Annotated in this window: 21 protein-coding genes; 8 read left to right on the top strand and 13 right to left on the bottom strand. The window is 43.8% G+C overall.

Features of this window, described 5'->3' with window-relative positions; all coding sequences use genetic code 11:
• Window positions 1-10: 10 nt before the first annotated feature.
• Window positions 11-238 carry a glutaredoxin family protein gene (locus RJD38_RS14460; protein ID WP_005597514.1) on the bottom strand — a complete coding sequence of 76 codons (228 nt, stop codon included), beginning with the start codon at window positions 236-238 and terminating at the stop codon, window positions 11-13.
• A 139-nt stretch (window positions 239-377) separates the two neighbouring features.
• Here RJD38_RS14460 and RJD38_RS14455 point away from each other — a divergent pair, with 139 nt between their 5' ends.
• Window positions 378-872, top strand: coding sequence for a M48 family metallopeptidase (locus RJD38_RS14455; protein WP_005597512.1), 495 nt, complete (start codon window positions 378-380; stop codon window positions 870-872).
• Between the two features lie 10 nt (window positions 873-882).
• Entirely contained in the window at window positions 883-2,040 is a 1,158-nt protein-coding gene (gene rlmF, locus RJD38_RS14450; protein ID WP_065545284.1) for a 23S rRNA (adenine(1618)-N(6))-methyltransferase RlmF, read from the top strand.
• Between the two features lie 99 nt (window positions 2,041-2,139).
• On the opposite strand, the gene pilW is transcribed toward rlmF, so the two are convergent.
• Both pilW and metA read right to left on the bottom strand, forming a co-directional pair.
• Window positions 2,140-2,901: a type IV pilus biogenesis/stability protein PilW gene (gene pilW, locus RJD38_RS14445; RefSeq protein ID WP_083163366.1), complete on the bottom strand. Its 762-nt coding sequence runs from the start codon at window positions 2,899-2,901 to the stop codon at window positions 2,140-2,142.
• A gap of 183 nt (window positions 2,902-3,084) precedes the next feature.
• Window positions 3,085-4,026, bottom strand: coding sequence for a homoserine O-acetyltransferase MetA (gene metA, locus RJD38_RS14440; protein WP_005597507.1), 942 nt, complete (start codon window positions 4,024-4,026; stop codon window positions 3,085-3,087).
• 129 nt (window positions 4,027-4,155) lie between these two features.
• Here metA and RJD38_RS14435 point away from each other — a divergent pair, with 129 nt between their 5' ends.
• Window positions 4,156-4,533, top strand: a complete 378-nt coding sequence (locus RJD38_RS14435) for an ATP-binding protein (protein ID WP_005597505.1) — start codon at window positions 4,156-4,158, stop codon at window positions 4,531-4,533.
• A 106-nt stretch (window positions 4,534-4,639) separates the two neighbouring features.
• Here RJD38_RS14435 and RJD38_RS14430 read toward each other — a convergent pair whose 3' ends face one another.
• Genes RJD38_RS14430 through RJD38_RS14410 form a run of 5 tightly spaced genes read right to left on the bottom strand, consistent with a single transcriptional unit; the run spans window position 4,640 to window position 10,475 of the window.
• A complete protein-coding gene (locus RJD38_RS14430) occupies window positions 4,640-5,782 on the bottom strand; it encodes an ABC transporter permease (RefSeq protein ID WP_065430339.1) in 1,143 nt (380 codons plus the stop codon).
• A complete protein-coding gene (locus RJD38_RS14425) occupies window positions 5,779-6,927 on the bottom strand; it encodes an ABC transporter permease (RefSeq protein WP_065430340.1) in 1,149 nt (382 codons plus the stop codon). The genes RJD38_RS14430 and RJD38_RS14425 overlap by 4 nt, the downstream gene beginning before the upstream one ends.
• Window positions 6,927-7,901 carry an HlyD family secretion protein gene (locus RJD38_RS14420; protein WP_065430341.1) on the bottom strand — a complete coding sequence of 325 codons (975 nt, stop codon included), beginning with the start codon at window positions 7,899-7,901 and terminating at the stop codon, window positions 6,927-6,929. Before RJD38_RS14420 ends, RJD38_RS14425 begins: the two co-directional genes overlap by 1 nt.
• A 9-nt stretch (window positions 7,902-7,910) precedes the next feature.
• Window positions 7,911-9,239 (bottom strand): TolC family protein, encoded by a 1,329-nt coding sequence (locus RJD38_RS14415; RefSeq protein WP_367971454.1) that lies wholly within the window; start codon window positions 9,237-9,239, stop codon window positions 7,911-7,913.
• A 27-nt stretch (window positions 9,240-9,266) separates the two neighbouring features.
• A complete protein-coding gene (locus RJD38_RS14410; protein WP_032073033.1) occupies window positions 9,267-10,475 on the bottom strand; it encodes an IS4 family transposase in 1,209 nt (402 codons plus the stop codon).
• Window positions 10,476-10,944: 469 nt separating this feature from the next.
• Between RJD38_RS14410 and RJD38_RS14405 the strand changes: the two genes are divergently transcribed.
• From RJD38_RS14405 to RJD38_RS14395, 3 genes are all read left to right on the top strand, one after another.
• Window positions 10,945-14,085: an HD domain-containing phosphohydrolase gene (locus tag RJD38_RS14405; RefSeq protein ID WP_065430343.1), complete on the top strand. Its 3,141-nt coding sequence runs from the start codon at window positions 10,945-10,947 to the stop codon at window positions 14,083-14,085.
• A 230-nt stretch (window positions 14,086-14,315) separates the two neighbouring features.
• Complete coding sequence (locus RJD38_RS14400) at window positions 14,316-14,786, top strand: GNAT family N-acetyltransferase (protein ID WP_257784175.1); 471 nt, start codon at window positions 14,316-14,318, stop codon at window positions 14,784-14,786.
• Window positions 14,786-16,201, top strand: coding sequence for an NUDIX domain-containing protein (locus tag RJD38_RS14395; RefSeq protein ID WP_367971373.1), 1,416 nt, complete (start codon window positions 14,786-14,788; stop codon window positions 16,199-16,201). The genes RJD38_RS14400 and RJD38_RS14395 overlap by 1 nt, the downstream gene beginning before the upstream one ends.
• Before the next feature lie 52 nt (window positions 16,202-16,253).
• On the opposite strand, the gene RJD38_RS14390 is transcribed toward RJD38_RS14395, so the two are convergent.
• Entirely contained in the window at window positions 16,254-17,894 is a 1,641-nt protein-coding gene (locus tag RJD38_RS14390) for a methyl-accepting chemotaxis protein (protein ID WP_065430346.1), read from the bottom strand.
• Window positions 17,895-18,227: 333 nt separating this feature from the next.
• On the opposite strand from RJD38_RS14390, the gene queE reads away from it, so the two are divergent.
• On the top strand, window positions 18,228-18,893 hold the full coding sequence (gene queE, locus RJD38_RS14385) for a 7-carboxy-7-deazaguanine synthase QueE (protein WP_065430347.1): 666 nt from the start codon (window positions 18,228-18,230) through the stop codon (window positions 18,891-18,893).
• 13 nt (window positions 18,894-18,906) lie between these two features.
• A complete protein-coding gene (queC, locus tag RJD38_RS14380) occupies window positions 18,907-19,602 on the top strand; it encodes a 7-cyano-7-deazaguanine synthase QueC (RefSeq protein WP_065430348.1) in 696 nt (231 codons plus the stop codon).
• A 7-nt stretch (window positions 19,603-19,609) separates the two neighbouring features.
• On the opposite strand, the gene RJD38_RS14375 is transcribed toward queC, so the two are convergent.
• From RJD38_RS14375 to RJD38_RS14360, 4 genes are all read right to left on the bottom strand, one after another.
• Window positions 19,610-21,535: a GGDEF domain-containing protein gene (locus tag RJD38_RS14375; RefSeq protein ID WP_065430349.1), complete on the bottom strand. Its 1,926-nt coding sequence runs from the start codon at window positions 21,533-21,535 to the stop codon at window positions 19,610-19,612.
• A gap of 200 nt (window positions 21,536-21,735) precedes the next feature.
• Window positions 21,736-22,086, bottom strand: coding sequence for a DUF2750 domain-containing protein (locus RJD38_RS14370; RefSeq protein WP_005597481.1), 351 nt, complete (start codon window positions 22,084-22,086; stop codon window positions 21,736-21,738).
• Between the two features lie 101 nt (window positions 22,087-22,187).
• Complete coding sequence (locus RJD38_RS14365) at window positions 22,188-22,799, bottom strand: OmpA family protein (RefSeq protein ID WP_065430350.1); 612 nt, start codon at window positions 22,797-22,799, stop codon at window positions 22,188-22,190.
• A 1-nt stretch (window position 22,800) separates the two neighbouring features.
• Complete coding sequence (locus RJD38_RS14360; RefSeq protein ID WP_065430351.1) at window positions 22,801-24,108, bottom strand: TolC family outer membrane protein; 1,308 nt, start codon at window positions 24,106-24,108, stop codon at window positions 22,801-22,803.
• Window positions 24,109-24,903: the final 795 nt, after the last annotated feature.

The raw sequence follows: 24,903 nt of genomic DNA, 5'->3' as shown, positions 1-24,903 counted from the left end.
TGAAATAACACTAACTTTGATACATCTTCTCAAAGTTCTTCTGATTCCATCCGACCATAATTTGATCACCGATCTTCAATACAGGGATAGAGCGAGCACCCATGGCTTGTAGTTCTTTGCGTCCGCGTTGCATTTTTGCGTTGGTCAAACGGTATGGGTAGCCTTTTGAGTCAAGATAGCGCTGCGCATCTTTACAGTGTGGACATTTGTCGGCGACATATAAAACCAGTCTTTTCATACTGAGCCTTTTTTAAATCAGGAGATGAAGAAATTGGCTGGAGTATAGGCGAATAGCGCGCATGCGACAATGATTCGAGTGATGAGTGCGGGTAATTGGGGTAAACTTAGGCCGTTATTGATTATGTTGTCGAGTCACTATGAATCCTGCGTTGCGTTATATCCAAGGGTATCCTGAACATATCCTTACGCCAGTGTCACAAATGCTTGAGTCTGGCCGTTTCTGTGCTTGGTTTGAAAAACGCTATCCAGAGCGTCATAAGATTCAAAGTGAAAAAGCGTTGTATGAATATACCATCGCGCTGAAAAACCAATATATGAAGAAAACGTCACCACTGAGTAAGGTGGTGTATGACAATAAGATCCACCTAATTAATAACGCGTTAGGGCTACACACTTATACTGCGAAGGTGCACGGCGGAAAAATAAAATCGAAGAACGAGATTCGTATCGCTAGCATGTTTAAAGATGCACCAGAACCCTTATTGCGTATGCTCGTGGTTCATGAGCTTGCCCATTTAAAAGAGAAAGATCATAACAAATCGTTCTATCAACTTTGCTGTCATATGGAACCGGAATATCATCAATTGGAGCTGGATGCTCGTTTGTTTATGATTTATCGAGAACAGAAGTAACCAATTCGCTATGAGTACAAATGATGCGCCGCGCGACAAGCGCGCCCCACGATCCGCTAAAAAAAACAAAGGGTCGTCAACCAAGCGTCCGGCCAATAAAAACGGTGTAAAACGTGGCATGAGCGCTAAGAGCGACAAATTGTCATCGAGTAGTGTGACAAACATTACTCAACTGAAAGGTCAGCAAGGGCTGCACAAACGTAATGTTCATCAAGGGCGTTACGATTTTGCTCGCTTGGTGAAAGCGCTTCCTGAGCTTGCAAAACATGTGGTTAAAAACCCAGTTGGTGAAGCGACGATCCGTTTTGATGATCCTATTGCGGTGAAGCTATTAAACAAAGCGTTATTGGCTGAACATTACAGTGTCACGCAGTGGAATATACCTGAGGGGTATTTGTGTCCGCCTATCCCTGGCCGTGCAGATTACATTCATCGTTTAGCAGATTTGCTCTCATCAGAAGCGCCAAAGCTTAACCACAAACTTATCAGGGCGCTGGATATAGGTGTTGGCGCTAACTGTATTTATCCGATTGTCGGCGCGACGCAATACGGCTGGCACTATGTGGGCAGCGATGTTGATTCGGTGTCAGTGGACAACTCAAATCGTATCGCCACGGAGAACGACGTATTAGTCGGTAATGTTGAGTGTCGCTTGCAAAGTGACAGTCGTCATTTCTTCCAAGGCATCATACAGCCGGGTGAATACTATGATGTGACCACGTGTAATCCACCCTTTCATAGTTCGTTAGAAGAAGCACAGAAAGGCACCGAGCGTAAAATCGCCAACCTTAATGCACATAAGGCAAAGCGCGGCAATGTGAAAGCTGAGAAGGCAACGTCCACACCAGTAAAAACCTCATCAAAACAAAGCACTACGCTCAATTTTGGCGGTCAAAAAGCCGAGTTATGGTGCCCGGGGGGCGAAGCCACTTTTGTTAAAAATCTCGCGTATGAGAGTGAAAAGTTTGCCACACAGGTGCTATGGTTTACGACCTTGATTTCAAAAAAAGATAACGTGCGTTGGTTGTGCAAAAACTTGGAAAAAGTGGCTGCCAAGCAAGTGACGATTGTCGAGATGAGCCAAGGGCAGAAGATCAGTCGATTTGTTGCGTGGAGCTTTAAAGACCAAGCTCAGCGAGCAGCATGGTTAGCGCTCAAATCTCGCTAATACTCGTAAAACCCTGTTTAAGCCCGCTGCTAATGCGGGCTTTTTTGTGACCGTGATTGATGTTGATGGTTTGAAACGCGGCTTTATAGTTATCCCAGATCATGTGTTGATTGCGGCCAGTTGCTGCTGATAGCGTTCGACAAGGGTTGCGTTGTCGGCTTTGGTTTCTAGTGCAATCATTAACGTAAGTACCTTACGCTTCACTGGCAAATTTAACTCTTCGGTCTGCATTAATCGAAACAATCGCAAGCGAGCCTCATTCAGTTGGCTCTGGCTAATTTCAAGCTTTGCTAAGTTCAATATTGCACGATGGCGCGTCGGCTCATAATCAATCGCTCTTGAGAAATAGATCATGGCTTTATCGATGTCTCCTGATTTGATGGCGCAAAAGGCGGCATTTTCATAACTAGCCGAAATGGAATAATACCTCGGCTGTTTGATAGCTTGTTTGAAATAACCTTCAGCCGCGGTGAAGTTACCTTGTTTACAAAGAAAGGTACCGTAGTTATTGAGTACGTTGCCATTGTTGGGGTGTAAAGCGAGTGTTTTGCGATACAAGTTTTCCGCGTATTGGTATTCACCCACTTGTTGGTGATAGTGGGCGAGTGAGAGTTGAGCGCGATAGTAATCAGGTGTGTGTTGTAGGGCTTTTTCAAAATTCTCCCGCGCTTTTGCTAGGTTACCTTGTTGCAGATAGCCAATCCCAAGTTCAATCCGTGCTTCGGCTTTTTCTTGGGATGAGATATTGAGTGTTACACGTTCATCGGTGTGAATGGTGACACAGGCGGAAAGTAATAACAGACAGTTGGTGGCGATAAGTGTCTGTTTGTTTATGATAAATTTGCTAATGCAAGATGTCATGACCAACCCCTTGGTTATGAGAGGATTATAATCACGGCAAAGCGCGGAAAGCCCTGTAGAGCGAGTGAGTATATGGTTAACATGCGAGTTGAACGGCAGCAAATAATGTAAAAAAAGGCCATGCGTGATGGCCTTTTGGGAGTGTTGTCGTGGTTCGAGAGTGGTTTACTCTTGTCTTTCCGATTAGTCGTCTTTAGTAAAGTTCGCTTCACTAAAGTGCTCAAGGTCAAACGGTGTTTGTTGATAAACACAGTAGTTGAGCCAGTTTGAAAACAATAGGTGACCATGGCTACGCCAACTGGCGCGTGGATTGTTCTGTGGGTCGTTATTTGGGTAGTAGTTTACCGGAACAACGGGTTCCATCCCTTCATTACTATCTCGCACATATTCATTGTGTAAGGTATGGGCATCGTATTCAGGGTGTCCTGTAACAAACACATTGCGCTTGTCTTTCGTTGACGCTAAGTAAACACCAGCCACATCGGATGTGGCTAGAATATCCAGATCAGTGTGTTCGCTTAAATACTCTGACGAGAAATCAGCATAACGAGAATGGGGCGCTAGAAACTCATCATCAAAACCACGTAGTAGAGCATGGAAAGGTTGCTGCACTTGATGGCGATATACGCCAGACAGCTTCTCTTTACGAGTTCGTTTCGGTAAATCGTAGAGCAGTTTTAAGCCCGCTTGCGCCGCCCAGCACACATACAGCGTCGAGGTGACATGTTCTTTGGCCCAGCTCATAATATTCTTTAAGTGATCCCAATAAATCACATCCTCAAATTGCACCAAACCCAGAGGGGCACCGGTGATGATCATGCCATCAAAATTACGTTGCTTGACCATTTCAAATTGACGATAGAAGGTATCAAGATGTTGAGTGGGTGTATTCTTACTTGGACGGTTATCAATGCGCAGCAATTCAATATCTACTTGCAGCGGGCTATTTGATAACAGGCGCAAAAACTGAGTTTCCGTCTCGATTTTTTTCGGCATTAGATTGAGGATTAACACCTTCAGTGGACGAATGTTCTGTGTCGCAGCACGAGTTTCGGGCATAACGAAGATATTTTCTTCGCGTAGCACATCTGAAGCGGGTAATTGATCGGGGATCCTAATCGGCACAGCTTTCTCCCTAAAGCAGCTTTGGACGTCTATACATCCAAACTTACCTGAATCAATTTGAGATGTCGATAACAAATTTAAGTATAATCAACAGCAATTGTTCAATATTCCCTAAGCCCCATTAGCAGTATGCCTAAATTAACACTTATTCGTGGTTTACCCGGTTCGGGAAAGAGCACTCTGGCAAGCACTTATCAAACTGCTCATTTTGAAGCGGATATGTATTTTGCTCTCACAACCGGTGAGTATCATTTTGATCCGTTGCAATTGGAAGATGCCCATCAGTGGTGCCAAGCGCAGACGGAAGCGGCCCTTAAAAATGGTCAAGATGTAGTGGTTTCCAATACGTTCGTTCGCCGTTGGGAAATCAAACCCTATTATCAGATGGCGAAGAAGTTAGGGGCTGAATTTGAAGTGATTGAATGTCTCGGTCAGTATCAAAATATTCATGGGGTATCGCAAGCGGTGATTGAGAAAATGCGCAGTCGCTGGCAGTCATGGCAATAGGCTTCATCACTGCTGGTGAAAAACGGCTAAATATATGAGTAAAAAATAAAGCGTGGTTGATTGACCACGCTTTATTTTTATCGATAACAGCTAATAAGCAAGCTCACTATTTATGGTGAGCTTTCTGCTTGCCTCGATGTACTGACCAAAGCGCCAAGCTAAACCAAGCGATGGCTTGTAGCCAAAGCTGGGTGTAATGTGGTGCGACTTGTTGCCAATCAGCCCCCATTTGATTCAGCGCCAAGAATCCTTGTATCGCGGCGGTACTTGGGAAGAGATTCGCTAGCCAAAGCACAATGTTAGGAATGGATTGTGTCGGCCAAATAAAACCCGCACTGAATATGAGTGGCATGGAGCTTATCAGTACCACCAGAGTGACTAATTCTCGGCGTGGTAATATTTGCCCAAGCCATATTCCGATCGCGCTGGTAGCGATTAAAAACGGCAGTAGCATGGTGAGCAACTGGCTGATAGGGGCGAGTTGGTTAACACTGTACATCGTAAAGCTAGCACCGAAGTAATACATGCTAAGTAGGTAATAGATTATCACCAAGATACAGGTGCGAACCGTGATGAGCTGGAGCGCTGGCGTGCGGCTCCAATACCCTTTACCGTGTTTTTGTGTCCCGCCAAGCAATCCTGCTGCCATTGCAAGAGTTTGCTGCAGAATTAAAACAAAAACCGCCGGAACAACATAATCTAGATAGCCCATGCGAGGATTAAAAGTAGGCTTCATATTGAGCTGACTTGGTGCGTATTGATTCACCGCTTGTTCAATCGGAGTTCCTTCAATCACCAATTTACTGACGGTTGATTTGGCCGCTAGTGTGCCGCCTGCGTGGGCTAAGCCTTCGACAATAGTGCCGTAAACCAAGAAATAAGAGGCATCACCTGCGTAAGCCAGCGTGGGGCTTTTACCCATTAACAAATCTTTGTAGAAGTGTTCTGGAATCACTAATATGCCGCTCACATCGCCGTTTAAGAACGCCTCTTTTGCGCCGATGATTGAGCTATCTCTACGGACAATATTGACTTGTGGTGTTGCATCAACCATACGTTCGAGCTGGTAACTGGTTTGACTCAAGTCCAAGTTCACAACAGTAATTTTTTGCTCTAGCGGGGTTTGATTGCTATACGGCAATGGGTATAGAAAAGAGTAGAAAACCACGCCGCCAAATACCGTGAGCATGACGACTGGATTGGTTAACAGGGCTTTTAATTCAGCTTTAATTAACGACCACAAACTCATGCTAATCGCTCCTGTTTTAAGTGCTTTTTCACCAGCACAAGAGTGAGCAACAATGGCAGGGCATAGCCCAGCATCGGTAACAGTTCATTGAGCGCAACGGGCCAGGGTTCGCCGTAGCTGACTTGGTTAACTTGCAGTTCGATGTAGTGGCTGATGGGTAATAAACTCCGCCAAAATTGCGCCAAGCTGTTCATATCGGTCACTGGAAAGGTGATACCCATAAAAGCAAAACTAGGCGCGGTGAATGCGCCAGCAAAGCTCATCGCCCGCGCAGGATCGAGTGTCATAAAAAAGAAGAAACTTCCCATGATCATGCAGGCAATCGCAGTAACAAATTGGCCAACAACAAGCAGGAATAAGCTGCCATTCATCGGCCATTTCAAACCGATATAGAACCAACACAAAAACGCAAAACCTTGTAGAACAAAAATAGGCAAGTAGGGCGCTAATGTATTTAGGATCTGTTTTGCGGGTCTTTCACCTAGCCAAGATCGTAAACCTCGCATGCGGTGATTGGCCGTTAAAATTAAAATCGTACTCACAACTACAACGATTTGCCATAATGCAGGCACGACCGCTGACACTAAAAACTGCGCATAGTTGCTGTTTTTATTAAACAGTGGGGTTATTTGAGTACGAATTGGGACGGCGTTTGCCATCGCACTGGTGATGGTTTGGTTACCCAGAGTAAGATTCTTCATCGTGGTAACTTGAGCGTTAAACGTCCCTTGTGCTTGCAAAAAGGCGGAATTGACTAATTTACCGATCAGGATGGTTTGGCTGTTATAAAAGACTGAGACTCGCGGCATTAAGCCTTTGTTTACATCGCTGTCAAAGTTACTTGGGATTATCGCATAAGCGTAGATTTTACCCTCAACCAGTGCTTGTTTCGCCTGTTCAACGCTTTGCAATTGCTGGATCACAGCCATGCTTGACGTCGCATCGTAGTAGCGCGTTAAGGTTTGAGACATTTCGCTATGAGAAAAGTCCACCACGGCAATGGGAAGGTCACGAGCGATTCCGTGTGAGAAGACGGCCCAAATCGACAGCGCCAAGGCGACCGGCAACCAGGTTAGGCTGGAAAGCAACCAGCCGTCTCGTCGAACTATCTGCCATTGACTAATAGTGTGTGAATCGCTTGCCATTACAATTCAACCGCTACGCTCATGCCCATACGCAATTCTGGTTCTGCCTTGGTTGGGCGAGCTTCGACCTCAAAAGTTCGTAAATCAAAGCCTTGAGAAGCATCAGTTGAACGCCATGTTGCAAAGTCACCCATCACAGCAATGTGAGTCACGGTAAACTCAACCGTTTTGTCCAAAGCGGGTAGGTAAGCGTTAAATGTTGCTCCTTTTTGGAAGTGTTTCAGCCAATCTTCACGCACATTCAACACCGCCCACGAATCTTGTCTATCAACCACGGTAACCACAGGGAAACCTTGAGGTGCTAGCTCGCCACTTTGCAGTAGAACTTGAGAAACTTCGCCATCAAACCAACTCATGACTTGTGTATCGGCGGCGAAAGCCTCCACTTCGGCGACTGCGCCTGCGGCCATACGCGCTTTTTCAGCTGCCGCGACTTTGGTCTCATCACGAGCGCCTTCTTTGGCCATTTGATACATTTGGAAAGCGGCACTTTGTGTATATTTTGCTGCTTGCCACTGAGTTAGGGCCTCATCGCGCTTTTGCTCTGCAACAACGCCATCTTGATAGAGGTTGTTGACGCGAAGATAGGTTTTTTCGGCTAACTCTTCAGCCGCGCTTGCTTTCTGCCACTGATCTTTCGCCGCTTGAATTTGTTGGCTACGTGCGCCTTTCTCTGCTTCTTTCGCTAGTGCATCCGCCGCTTTTTCACCCGCTTTTGCTTGCTCTAATTTTGCTTCAATTTCAGGGCTGTGAATGGTGAAGATAAGTTGATCTTTGGTGACCACGTCACCTTTACGAACCAGAACTTGGTCGATACGTCCCGCTACTTTGGACGAAATGCTGTATTGCTGAGATTCAATCTGACCTTGTAGGTGAATAGGCTTAGGCTGGTAAGCTTGATAAAAGCTGTAACCTACCCATGAAGCTAGAGCAATTGCTGCCGCAGAAAGCGCGAGTGTTTTTTTATTTTTCATGTCCGTTCCTTACAGGCTCTTAGTTGCGATGGCAGTTTGCTGGTATTGGGGAAAACTGTTCATTTGATTCGATAGTGCCAATAGCTTCGCCAGCGAAATAAGATAGTTAAAACTCGCGGCTGCACGCTGTGTTTGAATACTGGCTAGGTAAAGTTGCGCATCAACCACATCGGTTGAAGTTGATAAGCCTTGTGAAAAGCCTTTGTTACGCAGTTTAAGATTTTCATGTGCTAATTCGAGACTCGATCCAAGGCCGACCACTTCTTCTTGTGCCTGTTGGGCTTCAAGGTAGGTCTTTTTAACCAGTACGGAGAGATCTTGCTTAGCTTGAGCTTTGAGATACTTGACTTGATTCACCGCACTATGTGCCGCTTTTACTTGCTCGCTACGACCGCTGTTATCGATGAGCGGAATGCTCACTCCAACACCGACTAACCAGTCTGGTTTCATTTGGCTTGCCAGTGAATCGTCCTCATGCAGACTGTAGTCACCATAGAGATATACTTCTGGGTAGTATTTGCCCTGTTCCGCTTTGATCAAGCTATTGGCTTGCTTTTCTTTGGCATCGAGCAGATCGAGGCCGGGGTAGGTGGCGAGTGTTTGATCAACAAAAGCGCTGAGCGGCGGTAAATTTGAGTTGATAAATAGCGGATCGCGCGGCTCGACTTGTGTTGTTTGGTTGAGTATTTCGCTTAATGCTGATTGGGCGATAACCAGTGTTTTTTGTGCTTTCTTACGCTCAACGGTTGCTTTATCAAGCGCAGCTTCAGCTTGTAAACGCTCGACGCGGGCAATTTGACCTTGTTGTTCAAGTTTGAGGGCATTGTTGCGATGTTTGGTGAGTCCTTGTTCGACTAACTGGCGTGTATGCACGACTTCTTCTGCTAATAAAACACTGAAATAGTATTTACTGAGATCTTCATAGCGAGCTTGTGTCTCCATCGCCAGTTGGCTGACCGCTTCGTCGGTTTTGCCTTCTGCGGCACTTTGCGCTGCGCTGATTCGTCCGCTAGTGAAAATTGGCCAGATGGCACGAATAGATGAGCTAAAGATATCTCGCTCAGAGATGGTTGAGGTGACCGAGCCGAGTTGAGAAATGAGTTGGCCTGCAACTGGACCTAGTGATGGTAGGTGCGCCCCAGTGCTATCAAATAATTGTTTTCCCGATACTGTCACATCTTGGTCAAGTCGGGTGTAATTCGCGCCTACCGTAACTTTAGGCAAATTGAGGCTATCGCTAGCCTCTTGCAGGTGTTGATAGCGTTCAAGGTTGGCTCGTTGTGCGGCAATCGAGTTATTGTCTTTTTGCAGTAGCAGCCATGCTTCATCAAAACTGATTTCGGCGCTATGTGCTGAGGGATCCCCTCATAATTTCCCCAAAGCACAACCATGTTTGAATAGATTTTGAGCAAGCAGGGTTGCAGCCGCGAGCAAGTCTTCCCTCGTTATTGTGTAGCCAGAATGCCGCAAAACTTCCATCCCTAAGCGCACTGTTGAGAGTACATTTCGATTTTTGACAGTGTTAGCTTGGAAGTGCTTATCCCAACCTTGTTTCTGACCATGAACTCCAGCAAGCCAAAATGTCAGTTGAAGCATTAGGGCGATTAGCAGCATGATATCAAAGCGCTCTGAGCTGCTAGTTCGGCTATGACGGAGGCCTAAACCGTAGGCTGGGCTTTTCAAGTCTCGGAAGGTTTCTTCAATTTGCATACGCTTCGAGTAGAGCCTAACAAGTTGCTTTGGTGTTCGGATTTCAACGGGCAAGTTAGTCGCTAAAACCCATGGTTCTTTTGTCGAAGCGGAGTAGATTTTAGGTGACGGATGATGACAATTAGTCCGTGTCGAACGCTGATTTTTTCGGCCTTTAGGACGTGATTTATACAGTGCAATTTGACATGAAATTGGGTTGCTCTTAGTCAACCTCTTATAGCCTAAAGTCTTTGAGCGACTTGAGGATATGCTATGTAAGTTGCTGATAGGTTGCCAGTTTTCCGCACCTAAATCTGCATATTGCACTTTCCCTCTGACTCGACTTAACCAGTACCAACCTAGCTTTTCAACGGATTTATACCATGGCACTTTAAAGCCAGCATCACTGACAATGAGCGGTGTAGTGTTACTCGGTAGAATGCTTGCAAGGTCGGCTAGAAATTGGTCATGAGCCTTCTTTGAACATTGCTCTGAAAGCGGAAAGGCTTTCTCATAAAGAGTAATAGAACGACCATGTAGTGCCACCGAAGCCCGCAATACCATAAGCCGTTTTTGCTCACGAATATCAGACCAGTCAACAAGAACAATGGGCATCGAATTACCTGAACAGATAAAGCTGGCATGCCAACGGTATACAGCGAGTCGCTCTTTGTGCAAGTGACGATTACCTAACAATCTGTCGATTCGTTTGATGTTATGTTTTGTTCTGGCTTTCGTTGGCAGGTTACGACCAAGTTCGGTAAGAGTGAGCGTTTTACATTCAAGTAATGCGTGGCAAGCCAGCGTTAAACTGTTGAGTCGTTTTAAGTGCAATTCAGGGCAGAATTGGTAAAGAGAGTCGTGTAAAATATCGAGTTCGCACATCTTGTTGTCTGGTTATTGATTTTTCTCAGAACCATTTGATCACATGACAAGATGTGCATCTACCTTAAATTTATGATTTTTATCAAAATCATTAGGGGATTCCTCAGCGCTATGTGCCATCGGTGCCAAGGCGACACAACTGAATATTACTGAAAGGGAACGCAATTTCATGACAAATACTCAAGAAAATAATTTAGAGTATATACTCTAAATTGTCTCTCATCAATGTGTATGGAGAAGGTGATTTGCATAAATGTGAGCTATTTGTTGCACTTATGCAAGAATTATAACGAATGGAATGTTGAACTTTTGTGCAGTTAATTGAATACTAGATTAGTATTATATATTGGGTCACAGCTCTAACTAGGATGATTAGATGTGTGCCACGGGCTTAGGATTATAAAAAAGAAATAATAAGCATAATAACAATGACTTACCTGATTGATGCCAAAGGAGGGCAAAGATCACGATGAAGAGTTCGTCAAAAAAGGCTAGAAAATTTTCAATTCGCTTCACTGTCGGTAGCATGTTTCTATTTGCCACTGTACTTACCGCTATATTTGCTATTAGTTTACAATATTACTTTAGTCGGCAAATGACCGAAGAGCACGTGCTGTCTAAATTGACCATGGCTAGCTCAGAGATCAGTGATTATATTCAACAAATCGATGTCAATGCGACCAGTAGCGCGCAAATTTTACGTACCGTTTCTACTGCTGCGGAAAAGCAGTTTAGTGAGAAAGAAATCCGCGATATTTTCGTTCAGGTCTTAAAAGATAATCCATTGTTCTATAGTCTCTATTATGGCAATAGAGCGGAAGACTTTTATCAAATAATTAACTTAGAATCGTCACCTATCGTTCGAGAAAGAATCGATGCGGTTGAGCAAGATCGCTGGGTCATTATTAAGATCAAAGGTTCAGGCGATGAACGAATTCGTACCACCGAGTATTACACTGATTCGTTAAAACGAACTCGAATTATTTCGCAACACAGTAACTACTTCCCCTCACAACGGCCTTGGTTCCACTCTGCAACGCAAAGCACGGTATATAAAACGGATCCATACTTGTTTAAGCACCTCAAAATCACCGGTCAAACCTATTCTATTCGCAGTAAAAAATCGGTGATCGGTGTCGATATCGTATTGTCATCATTGAGCTCAAAAATCAGTTCCGATGCAAAAGGAATATATGGTGGTGACGGGGTTGAAGCGTTTTTGTTTAACCATAACGGTGAAGTTATTGCTTCAAATTTAGCGCAAAATGCGACGATGAGTATTCCCAATGGTGTACCAATGAAGTTGACGGATGATCAAATTCGCAATGTACAATATGCACCTCCGCTTAAAGTGTCTAATCAAAACAATTGGGGCCCCTATGACTTTGCACAAGCAGGCGAGCCAAAAGGTTACTCGATCGATCAGTTAAAACTTGTGTCACAAATGACAGGTTTGCAATTTGAGTTCGTCAATGGTTTTACTACCCAAGATTTAACGCACAAATTCAATCAAGGTGAATTGGATATTATTCACTCTCTTACTGACAAGCACCCACTGAATGGCTCAGGAAAGAGCGTCAAGATGTACACCGCCCGACTTGGTGTGGCGATGCGACAAGAGGGGCGCTTACCCACGACTGTGACTGAGTTACAACAAGGCGTAATTGCAGTAATTGAAGGGCGCGGGATCGAGCAGGTTCTTCACCATCTTGCACCCACCTTGAATATTAAGCCAGTATTGCGTTTTGAGCAGGCAAAAGCCTTGTTGCTAGAAGGTAAGGTTGATTTTGTTATCGATAGCTCTTTTGCCCTAAATGAGATTAGAGGCGCGGCCAATTCCGATGCGATCACGGTTGGCGATTTAAATGACTTTAATCATGTTCCTTTTCACCTCTATGCCTCAAAAGAGCATGCGCATTTATTGCCACTAATTGAGCAGGCTATCAAGCAATTTACGCCGTTGCAAAAGAGAGCGCTGGAGCTTAAATGGCTTGATGACAGCGTGTCTAAAGCGGGATTCTTACCTTATCCGGAACTGTTCAATCTTTCGCTTCAACAAGCACAACATAACCAGATGATTTCTGCAGAGAGTGGGGAGCAATTTTTATATGTTACCCCTGTGTCCAATAGCGGCGCACAAGAATATTTTGCCGTGGTTGTGCCAACTAATGTGATTACTAAGCAAGTGGTTGAGCGTTTAGTCACTTCGATTAGTATCACCATTTGTGCCATGTTGATACTGCTGCCGATCGCCTGGATTTTTGGCTCGCCGATTGTACAGCCGATTAGTCAATTAAGGCGTGAAACATTACGGATTAAGCAGCGACAGTTCAATCAAGTCCGTTTGGTTGATACAAGGATTAAAGAAGTGCACGAGTTGTCTTTATCTGTGGTAGAGATGGCGAGCGAAATTGAACGACATCAGAAAGAGCGAGAGGCATTTATTGATGCCTTCATCTGTCTTATCGCCCAAGCAATCGATGATAAATCACCGTACACGGCTGGTCATTGTAATCGCGTGCCGGAGCTAGGCATGATGCTGGCAAAAATAGCCGAGGATACGGATACAGGTAAGTACAAAGATTTTCGTTTTAACAATGATGATGAAAGGCGAGAATTTAGAATCGCAGCATGGTTGCATGATTGCGGTAAGATCACCACGCCTGAGCATGTGGTTGATAAAGGCACCAAACTTGAAGCGAACTATAACCGTATTCATGAAGTTCGTACCCGTTTTGAAGTGTTGTGGCGTGATGCAGAAATTGAATATCTACGCTCATTGTTAGATGAGAGCATTGATAAAGGCAGTGCGTTTGAGAAGCTACATAACCGTCAATCTGAACTTAAACAGGACTTTGAATTTGTTGCCAAAGCCAACGTGGGCGGCGAATTTATGAGTGAAGACAAGATTGAAAGGGTGAAAAGCATCGCCCAACAAACGTGGTTACGTCATTTTGATAACCGCCTCGGCTTGTCGCCATTCGAAGAGCTGAGTAAAGTACCGCCGCAAGGCTCATTGCCAGTAAAAGAAAACTTATTGGCAGATAAACCCGAACATATTATTCATCGTGTACGTCAAATTGAGTTCGAAGAAAAACACGGTATTCAGATGGAGGTTCCTGAGCATCAATATAATTATGGTGAAGTTTATAATTTAACCATTTCACGCGGCACTTTAACTCCGGAAGACCGTTTCAAAATCAACGAACATATGATTAGCGGTATTAAAATGCTGGAAGCGTTGCCATTCCCACCTGAATTATCGAATGTGCCGCGCTTTGCTTCTACGCATCACGAGACGATGGATGGCAGAGGTTATCCAAGGAAACTCAGCGGCGCTGATTTGTCGATCCCAGAGCGAATTTTGGTTATAGCCGACATTTTTGAAGCACTTACAGCGGCAGACCGACCTTACAAAAAAGCCAAGCCATTTAGTGTTGCGATAGACATTATGCATAAGATGGCCTTGGATAAACACATTGATGAAGATTTGTTCTTACTATTCTTAACCAATGGCGGATTTCAGCAGTATGCAGAGCAGTTTTTACCGGCCACGCAAATTGATTATGTTGACGTTGCCAAGTATATAAAGCGACCAGATTTTGCCTGATGTTATTACGGCTAAATAGTTTATAGAAGGTGAGAAAGGAGCGATTAACGCTCCTTTTTTTCATCGGTTCAAATAGAAGTCATCACAGAAAATTATAGAGGCAGGTGACCGTTTAAGTTTATCGGTGGAGTTGATTGTAAAATTTGATGTGAATATTGGCAGTTTTCATTGATTGTCTAGCCGCTTCCGAGCAAACTGAGGCTACTTATAACCCATTAATTAGTCTATCAGTGATCACGATAACCCCAGCTCGCGAAAGCGATCTATATGCGCTGAATGAATTGATGTATCAGCTTCATCATGAGCATCATATCCAAGCACCAGACAGTTTTAAAACAGCAGAAGAAATTGAGCAAGAGAAGAGCATAGCGCGCTATTTGGATAATCCAGACTGTTTAGTGTTTGTTGCAACCGTGGAGAGTAAAGTGGTTGGTTTTATCACTGGTCATTTTTGTGAATTGATTTCAACGGTGAGTAAGCCAGTGCAAATGGGCAGTATTGACGAATTATATGTATTGCCCGAATTTCGTAAGCAAAACATTGCTCAGCAGCTCTATTCGACCCTGGAGAAAAGGTTGTTTGAATATGGCGTGAAGGAAGTGTTCGTTGAAGTTTGGGACTTCAATTCCAGTGCTTGTCAGTTTTACTTTAAATCTGGTTTCGCGCACCATATCCACTGGCTAAGAAAGTCGATTCAATGATGAATAAAGCATACGTAAGAATATTCAGCTTAATGGCTGGTGTGATCTTTTCTGTTTTTTGTAGTGCACAGGTTTTCGCGCAGCCTAAAGGCGCTGTTTGTATTATCAATGCCGACAATCAAATCGTGGTTGTTGATGAAATCCTTACGGGTAAAGTGTCGTTACCGGCCGGTACGATTGGTGCGGATGAATTACCCCAAGTCGCCGCTCAAAGAGAGGCGTGGGAAGAGACAGGCTTAGTCGTGACGGTCGGTGAAGAACTGGCGCGAAATCAAAAGGCGATATTTTATCACTGTGTGTCCGATTCAGAGATTATCGCCTTTCAACAGCAAGATAAACGGGAAGGGCGAGTATTACCCAACTGGTTTGCACCTCATTATGGTATTGAAGTCTCATCGGCACGTTTAATTGATCCAAAGCAACTGAATGTTGCCGATTATCGTTATCCACAGCAATGGCCGTTGGTACAAGACTTGTTTGCGAAAACAGCGCCTCAGTCAGTCAATTATGTGAATAATCTCTTCGAGGCCGCACCGGGATACAATCAGGTAGAGTTGCAATGGATTGCCTCGTTGCAATCGTGGGTCGCTCATTTAGATAGCCGTGTCTCGAGTTTTGTCGATAGCTTTTTGCTTACAGGGTTAGTGTTTACGTCAAGCTGGTGGCTATTGCTATTACTGCCTATTTGCTATGGCTATTTTGAGCGTAATTTTACGCTCAAGTTACTCTTTACCTTGATCATCACCACCTTATTGGTTCAAGTCGGTCAACTTGGTTTTGCTCAACCAAGGCCATATGTCTATCTGCCATTATTGGAGAAAGGTACGCAAGTTGGCTTTGGTTTGCCAAATCTTGCTATTGCCCTGTGGGCTGTCGTGATTACGATGCTTCTAAAGCGTACCCGTCTATGGGGCTTTAACAAAGGCTCAATGGTTTGTATCGCTCTGTTAGGTTGGCTATCCATCGCCTTGGTTTACAGTGGAAGTGCCTTTGTCCTTGATTGCTTGGCTGGGTTATTGCTTGGTTGGCTGTGCGCTTGGCATATGACGCGTTTAGACCGACAAATTGGTGTTGAGAGTGAACAGTTATTCCAACAAAAAGGTGTCTGGCTTCTGGCGATGACAGCAAGTGGTATTTTACTGTTGTGGTGGCAAACCCCGATGTTACTTACATTGGCACTAATGACCACGGTGATATTATTGATCATGATGTGCGTGCGTTTGCCTGAGCGAGTGAGTATGCGTTCAATGATGGTCTTAATACTGTTACTGGTTGCTTGTTCATTGGCATTAGTAGGGCTTCATAAACAAGTAGATAGTAGCAATCTATACGCACTGCTTGTTGATGGGCTGCATTGGCCGCTATTACTGCTTATATCCGCAAGTTATCTGATGATGAATAAAACAAAGGCCTAGCGATGCTAGGCCTTTGGCTATTTAGTGGCAGGATCGGAATCCTCGTGAATTGTTAGCATTTAAACTGGGCAACCAGTTGGTCTAGCTGTTCACATTGTTGATTCAAACTGTCGATTTTATGTTCTGCTTGGCCAACTATGTCGACAACTTCTGAACTGTTGGTCGCAATACGAACGATGTTTTCCGTTACCTGTTCGCTCACTTCGCTCTGCTGAACCGCTGCTGCTGCGATGTGTGTGTTCATATCGCTCATGCTTGAAATCGCTGTCAGGATAGCTTGTAGTGATTGACTGGCTTGACCCGCTGATTCGATAGTACTTTCGCTACTATGGCGGCTTGATTCCATTACACTAACCGCTTGTTGCGCACCTTGCTGCAACTTTTCAATCATGTTGTGAATTTCACCCGTACTCTGTTGCGTACGACTTGCAAGAGAGCGAACCTCATCGGCGACAACAGCAAAGCCGCGACCTTGCTCACCAGCGCGAGCAGCTTCGATAGCGGCGTTCAGTGCCAATAGGTTGGTTTGCTCTGCAATGCCGCGAATGACATCTAATACAGAAGCGATGTTGCCAACATCCGCATCGAGATCGTGAATAACACCGCTTGCTTTTTCAATATCAGCGGCGAGATCACGGATAGAGCTGACGGTTTTATCCAGAGTTTGATTGGTCGATTGCACTTCAAGGTTGGCATTTTGACTCGCGTTAGCCGCTTCATTGGCATTATCACTCACGACACCGCTGGTCGCTTGCATTTCGCTCACAGCGGTTGAAACGAGCTCACTCTCTTGTTGTTGCTGGGTGGTTTGTGAGGCGATAGTTTGAGAAATGGCAACTAGGCCGCTTAGTTCCGTTCTAACCGAAGAGTTTGTCGCAACAACCTGCTGAATTGTCGCACGAATTTTCGATACAAACTGGTTAAAGCTTTTTGCTAATTGGCCAATCTCATCATTAGATTTTGATTCGATGGTCTGGTTAAGGTCACCTTCGCCAGAGGCAATTTCACGCATCGCGAGTTGAATATCTTCGATTGGACGAACAATGGCACGAATCAGAACAAGGCAGGTTGCAATTGCGAGTAGAATCACGACAAGCGTACCAAGTTGTAACCACAACTCACCTTTCTCGGCTGCTATGTTGACGTCGTTTTGAATTTCAACTTTTTTTGCATCAACTTGGTCTTTTACCACGTTTAGTTGTTTACGTGCAGCAACAAACTGCTGTTCATATAGTTGTTTGTTTTGCTGGTAAATAGGAATCCAATCTGATTGAGGGTTGGCAAGAAGAGCCTCATAGCTGCTTAGCCATTGGTTGCCTAAATCCACCAATTTATCAATCTCTTTTGCTGAGGAGAGGGGCAATATGCCTTCATCGACAACTTGGTGAATTTTCTCCATGCGTGGAATGGCTTTGTACGCGTTATCCTCATATTCAAAACGGTTAAAATCGATGGCCTCTTGGTTGTTTTCCGCCAGTGCAATACCTTGAATTGCGGACGTTGCTTGATACAAATCACGGTAAGCATCTTCAATGGTAAACAATGTCGGCATTATGACTCGGTTTAAATCATCAGTCAGTTTGCTTTGTTGGTGAGAAATGGTGACATTGAAAACCGAACTAGCGGTAAAAAGAGCAATGATGCCGATGAGAGGTAGGGTGATTTTTTGTTTTACGGTTAAATTGCGCAGCATTTTTTGTCCTTTAATAAAATGAGCGTGAGCCCGCATATGATAACTGTTTTAAAAAGTTGAATCTTGTAGGAAAAAAAACTTAATGGACAAATAATTCTAATCATGTCAATTATATATTTTAATCAAATAGCTAATATTATGATGGGTGTCGTATTTCGTACTGTATGTTGTTGTGTGATGCTAATTTTTATAGTTACGACATTGGTTGTTTATTGATAAATAATCTAAGCGATTAAAAAGTAGGAACATGCGATTGGGTCATTTGACCTAGGCGAATGAGTGCTATATCGTCACGACCCAAGATAATTATGTGTAGCATAGGTGACGTGCGGTTTGTACAAATTAAATGAGATGTTTGAAACGATTCAAGGTGAAGGGGCATTCACCGGAACGCCTTCGGTTTTTATCCGTCTGCAAGAGTGTGCGGTCGGTTGTGCTTGGTGTGATACCCAGCAGACGTGGAGTGCGGACCCTGAAGATGAAGTGAAGTTAGTTGATATACTCGCTAAACGAGGGGATTCACCAACATGGTGTCGGGTTTCGAGCACTGAGATCGTCGCGTTATATCAACAAAAATACGGTGCTAAACATATCGTGATCACTGGTGGTGAGCCTTGTATCTATGATTTACGACCTTTAACCGAGGCGTTTGAAAGTATTGGTTGTGTTTGTCAGGTTGAGACTAGTGGTACTGCGGATATTAGAGTGTCCGAACAGACGTGGGTGACAGTGTCACCAAAAGTTGCAATGAAAGGGCGTCTTGAAGTACTTGAAGGTTCATTAATCCGCGCTAACGAGATCAAGCATCCAGTTGGAACACAAAAAGATATCCAGCAGTTAGATGATTTACTTGCAGGGGTTGCCATCAAGCCTTCAACCGTGATTGCTTTACAACCGATAAGCCAAAAGAACAGAGCTACGCAATTATGCATTGATACCTGTATTGCTCGGAACTGGCGTCTTTCAATCCAAACGCACAAATACCTTGAAATTGCTTAATAAGGAAAACTCAATGAAAAAAGCAGTGGTTGTTTATAGTGGTGGTCAAGATTCCACAACCTGCCTTGTGCAAGCATTGAAAGAGTATGATGAGGTTCACGCGATTACCTTTGATTATGGTCAGCGTCATAAGTTAGAAATTGAGGTAGCACAACAGCTGGCCATTGAACTTGGTGTTGCAGCACATAAAGTGATGGATGTCGGTTTATTAAATGAACTCGCCATTAGCTCGTTAACTCGAGATGACATTCCCGTGTCTCACGAACTGCAAGAAAACGGCTTGCCAAACTCATTTGTGCCAGGGCGCAACATTCTTTTCTTAACTTTAGCGGGTATTTACGCGTATCAAATTGGCGCTCAGAGCGTTATTACAGGTGTGTGTGAAACAGATTTTTCAGGCTATCCTGATTGCCGTGATGAGTTTGTAAAGGCGATGAACAGTGCATTAGTTAAAGGCATGGATCGTCAATTCACTATTAAAACACCACTGATGTGGCTCAATAAAGCTGAAACATGGGCCTTGGCCGATCAATATGACGCGTTATGCTTGATTCAAGAAAAAACACTCACATGTTATAACGGGATTATAGGTAGTGGTTGTGGTGATTGCCCAGCTTGCGAACTTCGCAAAGTGGGCCTCAATCAGTATTTAGAGGATAAACAGACCATTATGCAGCAATTAGTGCAGAAGCAAGCGACTGATAGCTGATTTTTGCCTACTGATATGCATCGATAATGCGATTCTTACCCTCGGTTTTTGATTTGTAAAGCGTGTGGTCGAGAATCGCATATAGCTCGTCAAAATCACTCAGCGCTTTCGAGGTGGCTAAATAACAGAAGCTCGTTGATATAGAAAGCGACTCGCCAGTGTCTGATTTAAAGCCAGCTTCGGCAATGGCTTGACGAAGGCGTTCAATTCTCTCATTTACATCCAGTTCATCGACTTCGGTCAATAGAACAATGAATTCTTCTCCGCCAAGACGACCCACGATATCTGAGTTCTGCAATTGACTTTGAATCTTGGTACTGACGTGCTGCAAAGCACGATCACCGCATGAATAGCCGTATTGATCGTTAAAACTCTTAAAATCATTTAGATCGATAATAACCAACACGTGTTTCAAAGTACTGTTGCTGGCGATTTTTTGCTGTTTAATTTGTCTTATAGCAGCAGAACGAGTTAAAGCCTCGGTTAAGTTATCTTTTTCACATCGTGCAGTTTCATTACGGCGGTAGTAGATATAGCCGATGAAACTCAATGCTAGTAATACGATTCCAAATAACGCCAAATGATTTTTCTCTTCTAGACTGGCTAATTGTGCACGCAAAGCTGCATTATCAATCGTCAGTTCAGAGACTCTGCTTTCGTTGTCAAAATTTCGTCTCGCGGTGTCAAGAGCTATAAATGCTGAACGATGTTCTTTATCGCGCTTGCTTAGTTCAGAACGGGCGTATGAGCGATAATAGGAGAGAGCGAGGCTAAAGTTACCTTGTAACTCAGAGAGTTCTGCGAGTAGCTTGAGTGATTTGGTATTGAGTCGCTCACTACTCACCGACTCAGCGAGATCAAGAGCCTGAAGCGCAAAATCCCTTGCTGCGAGAAGTTTATTTTGTTGTTTATGAGCTAACGCGAGGGTTAGGTAGATATCACCACGAATTTGAGGGTTATCCTGTTTGGTTGCGCTATCTAGTGCGCTGAGTAGATAACGAGTGCCTTGCTCGAACTTGCCTAAACCAATGTATGACTGACCTAAACCGAGTTTTGCAAAAGTGAGCCCAATGAGGTGGTTATACTGTTCAACGATTTGTTTCGACTGCGTAAAGTGGTCGATTGCGGTTCGATAGTCTCCCTGTTTGAGGGTAACCTTTCCCATGCTGTGATGCGATTGTGCCAGTTTTAATGGCGACATTTGCTTATCGCGCATGGTTAACGCGATATTGATATATTGCTTCGCTTTTTCAAAATGGCCCAGAGTCGATAGTAATAACCCTGCATCATTATAAATTCCGGATGAGTCAACGTAGTCCGGGATATAAGCCAACAATTTTTGATAAGTATCGAGGGCTGCTTGATAGTTACCGAGAAACTCTTGATTGTTTGCGATGACGCGGTGAGCCATGTGTTTGGGCAATAAAGAGCTTGATGTATCTTCAATATGGGTGTTTAACGACGAGCAGTAAACATTAGCTTGTTGATATTGCGCCTGACGATTTAATGCTCGGCAAAGGTGGTATTCAAAAATAATCTTTCCATTGAGTGAGTCCTTTTTCTCTGCATATTTCAATAATGATCGATAGCGTTGATTTGCGGACGCAAAGTCGAGTTGTTCTTCATCATTTAATGCGTCAATGAAGTTTTTTTCATGTGCGGTGAACTCAGCATCAAATAAGGTTTTTTTACTATGGTAAGGCTGACCGTTCAGGATCATGAAACCGTGTAGTTTACTGCTGATGTATAACTTTTCAATGCTTGGCTCTAATGCATTGTAACGATCTTGCAGTAGTGATAATGCACGCGACTTGTCACTTTTTAATGCGTTCGCGTACGTCTCTTCCCATTGAGAATGTAAATCTTGGCTATTTGATGGAAAGGTAGCAAACAAAGCGAAAGAGCAAGCGAGGTTAACCAGAATTCGGCTCATGAATCTCAGTGAATCATTAGTTATTGATTTAACAGACTATAATAGGTGAGCGTCAATTAAGGAACAACGTATTGGTTATTGATAGTATTAGTGGTGATGGTAAATGGGATGGAGGTCTCATTAGAATGTTGCTTGTGGGGATAATCCTGCAATAAAAAGCAAAAAAACGCCAGCGTTGGCGTTTTTTCTAAAGAGCATATTTATAGATATAGCTTAGCAAGGTCGCTAGGCTCAAGCTCTTTACCCTCTAATGTCGCGTTCCAGTTAGTACCTACAAGAACCCCATCTTCTGCAAGAGTCAGCAACCAATCCTCAACAAAGATGTCGAGTGGGATTTCGAGAACTTCAAAATCTGCCCATTCTTCAACGTTATGCGTTTGCGCATCTTCCTTCGTTGACCAAAATGGCATCACTTCACTTTCTTCAAACTCAGTCGAGTCACAAGATAACCAACCTTCTTCGTTACGCAAGCCCCAAACAAGTTGAGTTGACTTTGTCTCTTCAACAAAAAGTGCCAAGTTTGCTTCGATATCAGCCGTTAATTTGCTCATAGTTATACTCTCATAGATAGAATTGCCGTAAGGTTAGCACCGCATTGCGTGGATACCAATAAAAAAGGGAGCAATTGCTCCCTAAATTTAATAATTGGTTGTTATTTGGGTAACCGGGTGAAAATAGTCCATTCTTTAACGACATCTCCCTTGTAACCTATCACGTTTGCAATCACTTTGCGGTTGCGTGCGTGACTGATTTCATCGTCACCAAAGTCTTCAAGATGGGTTTCACCATAACCGACAATTGTTACACGATCTGCTGGTATGCCATAGGACTCAATTCTTTCGTCAACGGCGATAGCACGCTGTTTTGACAAGGCAAGATTATACTCTGCATTGCCCACCTTGCTCGCATAGCCTTGTATCTCGATAGAAGTTTCGGGATATTGCTTAAGAAATTCAGCCATTTGACGGATTTGGTTGTTAAACAACGGTTGGATGTCGCTTGAATCATTAGCAAACAAGATATGTAAGCCAAACTGCTCACTTGAAGTGACGACCAAACCACAGCCATCGTTATCGATCTTTGAACTTAATGGTGTCTCGGTACACAGATCTCGCGCGTTAATGACGCCATCGTTGTCATCATCTTGAAGATCAGCGACTTGGGTTGGTATTGGTGTTGCTATGTAGTCGTATTGACTGTCTCGATTGACACAAGCAGTCAGGCTTAAGCTAATGATTGATAAAGTAAGGATATTTTTCATCATATTAGTACTCTGCTGCTTGATTCCATGCTGTTGGTGTATCGACGCGTAGTGACTCGAGTAATCGACCAGTCGCATTTAATACTCGATATTTTGCAAATTGCTCTTGATATTTTGCATCTAGGTAGCCTTTACGAGCTTCAAACAATTCATTTTCGGTATTGAGAACATCTAACAGGGTTCGCTTTCCGAGCTTGTATTGTTTTTCGTAGGCAATCACTGTTTCTGATGCAGAATCTACGTGGTCCGCTAAAAACTCTTTCTGCTGTACGGTGAGATCGAGAGCGCTCCAGGACAAGCGAAGTCCTTCTTCTACTGAGCGGTAAGTTCTATCACGCAGATCTTTTGCTTTATTCAGTTGATATGCCGCACTTTCAGTTCGGTCAGCATCAGAACCACCATTGAAAAGGTTGTAGCGCAATCTTAGCATGGCTGAAAATTCGTCACTTTCGCCGACAATTCCACCAGCATCATCACGCCATGTTTGTGCCGCTTCGACTGAAAGGGTCGGGTAGTTAACCCCTTTGCTTTGATCGTATTGAAATCTGGCTGAATCAACATCTACGAGGGCAATTTTAATCACTGGATGATATTCAGTGGCGAGATCAAGCGCTTCGCCTAATGTGTAGGGTAGTGCCGCTTCATCGGCTTGGGGGAACACAAGGCCAAGTGGCGCTTGTCCAACTAGACGTTTGAATTGAGTGTGTGTATCAAACATATTGTTTTGTGCCGCAATCAAATTGCCATGGGCTTTTGCGATACGAGCCTCGACTTGTGAAAGGTCGGCGGTTGAGCCAATGCCTGATTCAACTCGCTTTTTGATATCAGTATGAATTTTCTTGTGAACCGCTAAGTTAGCCTCTGAAAGCTTTAGCACATCGTAGGCTTTGGTTGCATCTAAGTAGATTTTAGACACATCAAGCGCCATGTCTGATGCATCAGCAAGTAGCTGAAAGCGTACCGATTCAGCATCAGCCGCGGTTCTGTCCATGTCGTTTAATGTCGCGTTACCGTCCCACAATAGCTGCGTTAGGCTTAAGCTCGCCTCTTTACGGGTCAGTTCGTTATCAATTCCAGATGCTAGATCGACACTTTCATAGCCAATACCTGCATCCAAGTCGATCTTAGGTAGATACGCACCACCAGAAGCTTCTGCGTCATAAAATTTACTTTGGTACTCGTTGTAGGCCGCCTTTATCTCTGGATTGTTATTTAGAGTGAGGGAAACGGCTTGTTCTAAAGTTTGGCCATTAACATTCAAGCTAGCAGCAACAAGTAAACTGAGCGTGCTGAGTTGTCTTATTTTCACCATTATTCTCCTAGAAATGCTCCTTGGTGAAGGATACTACTCAAAAGTGGGTCTTAAATTTGAGAATGACCCACCTATTATCAACTAAATTAACATTGAGAACAGCAGAGCGCCATTTAAATAAATAACAAAATCACAACACTGAATGAGATTATTACATTTGAGAAAATAGTAATGACGTTTTATAAGGAGAATGAGCTCAATCTAAAGTTATAACCAAATACTAATATCTATTGCTAGCTCAAAGTTTTTTATTACATGGCCTCGATATTCTCAATCATGGTAATCCGAGTTAATTAGCTTGATAACATCTTTTTTCTTTGTGATGAGGGTGTTAATTTGCGTCGGGATATGGATAAGGTTTGATTACTTCGGTGACGATTCTTGTGACGCAAATAGCATTTACTTTAGTTGAGGCTTAATTTATGGGTATTGGTGGCTTTTTATCATTAGCGAATTTGGTTAGTGGGCAAATTCTCGTAATCGATATTAATGGTGATGTCAGAATTCTTAATCGCGGTGAGACTCCTCTCCCGGGAGAGCTTGTACTTGAATTTCCTAATGGGGAACAAATTGCACAGATTGAGGATATTACCGCTCAGCAACTTGATGCTTCTGGTCAGCTAAATGACGTCTCACAAGATATTGCCGGTATCATTTCAGCGATAGAGCAGGGAGAAGACCCAACATTATCCGATCCTGAGCTTGCGCCTGCAGCAGGAGGGCCTCAAGGTTCAAGCCTTGGGTTATCAGGTACCGTTGGTCGTGATGGCAATGAATTGTTAGCGGAAACAGAGT

Origin of the sequence: Vibrio scophthalmi (assembly GCF_040869025.1) — a bacterium.
Lineage (GTDB): Bacteria > Pseudomonadota > Gammaproteobacteria > Enterobacterales > Vibrionaceae > Vibrio > Vibrio scophthalmi.
The sequence above is the reverse complement of the archived record's forward strand: the minus strand, read 5'-3'. Positions and strand labels throughout refer to the sequence as shown.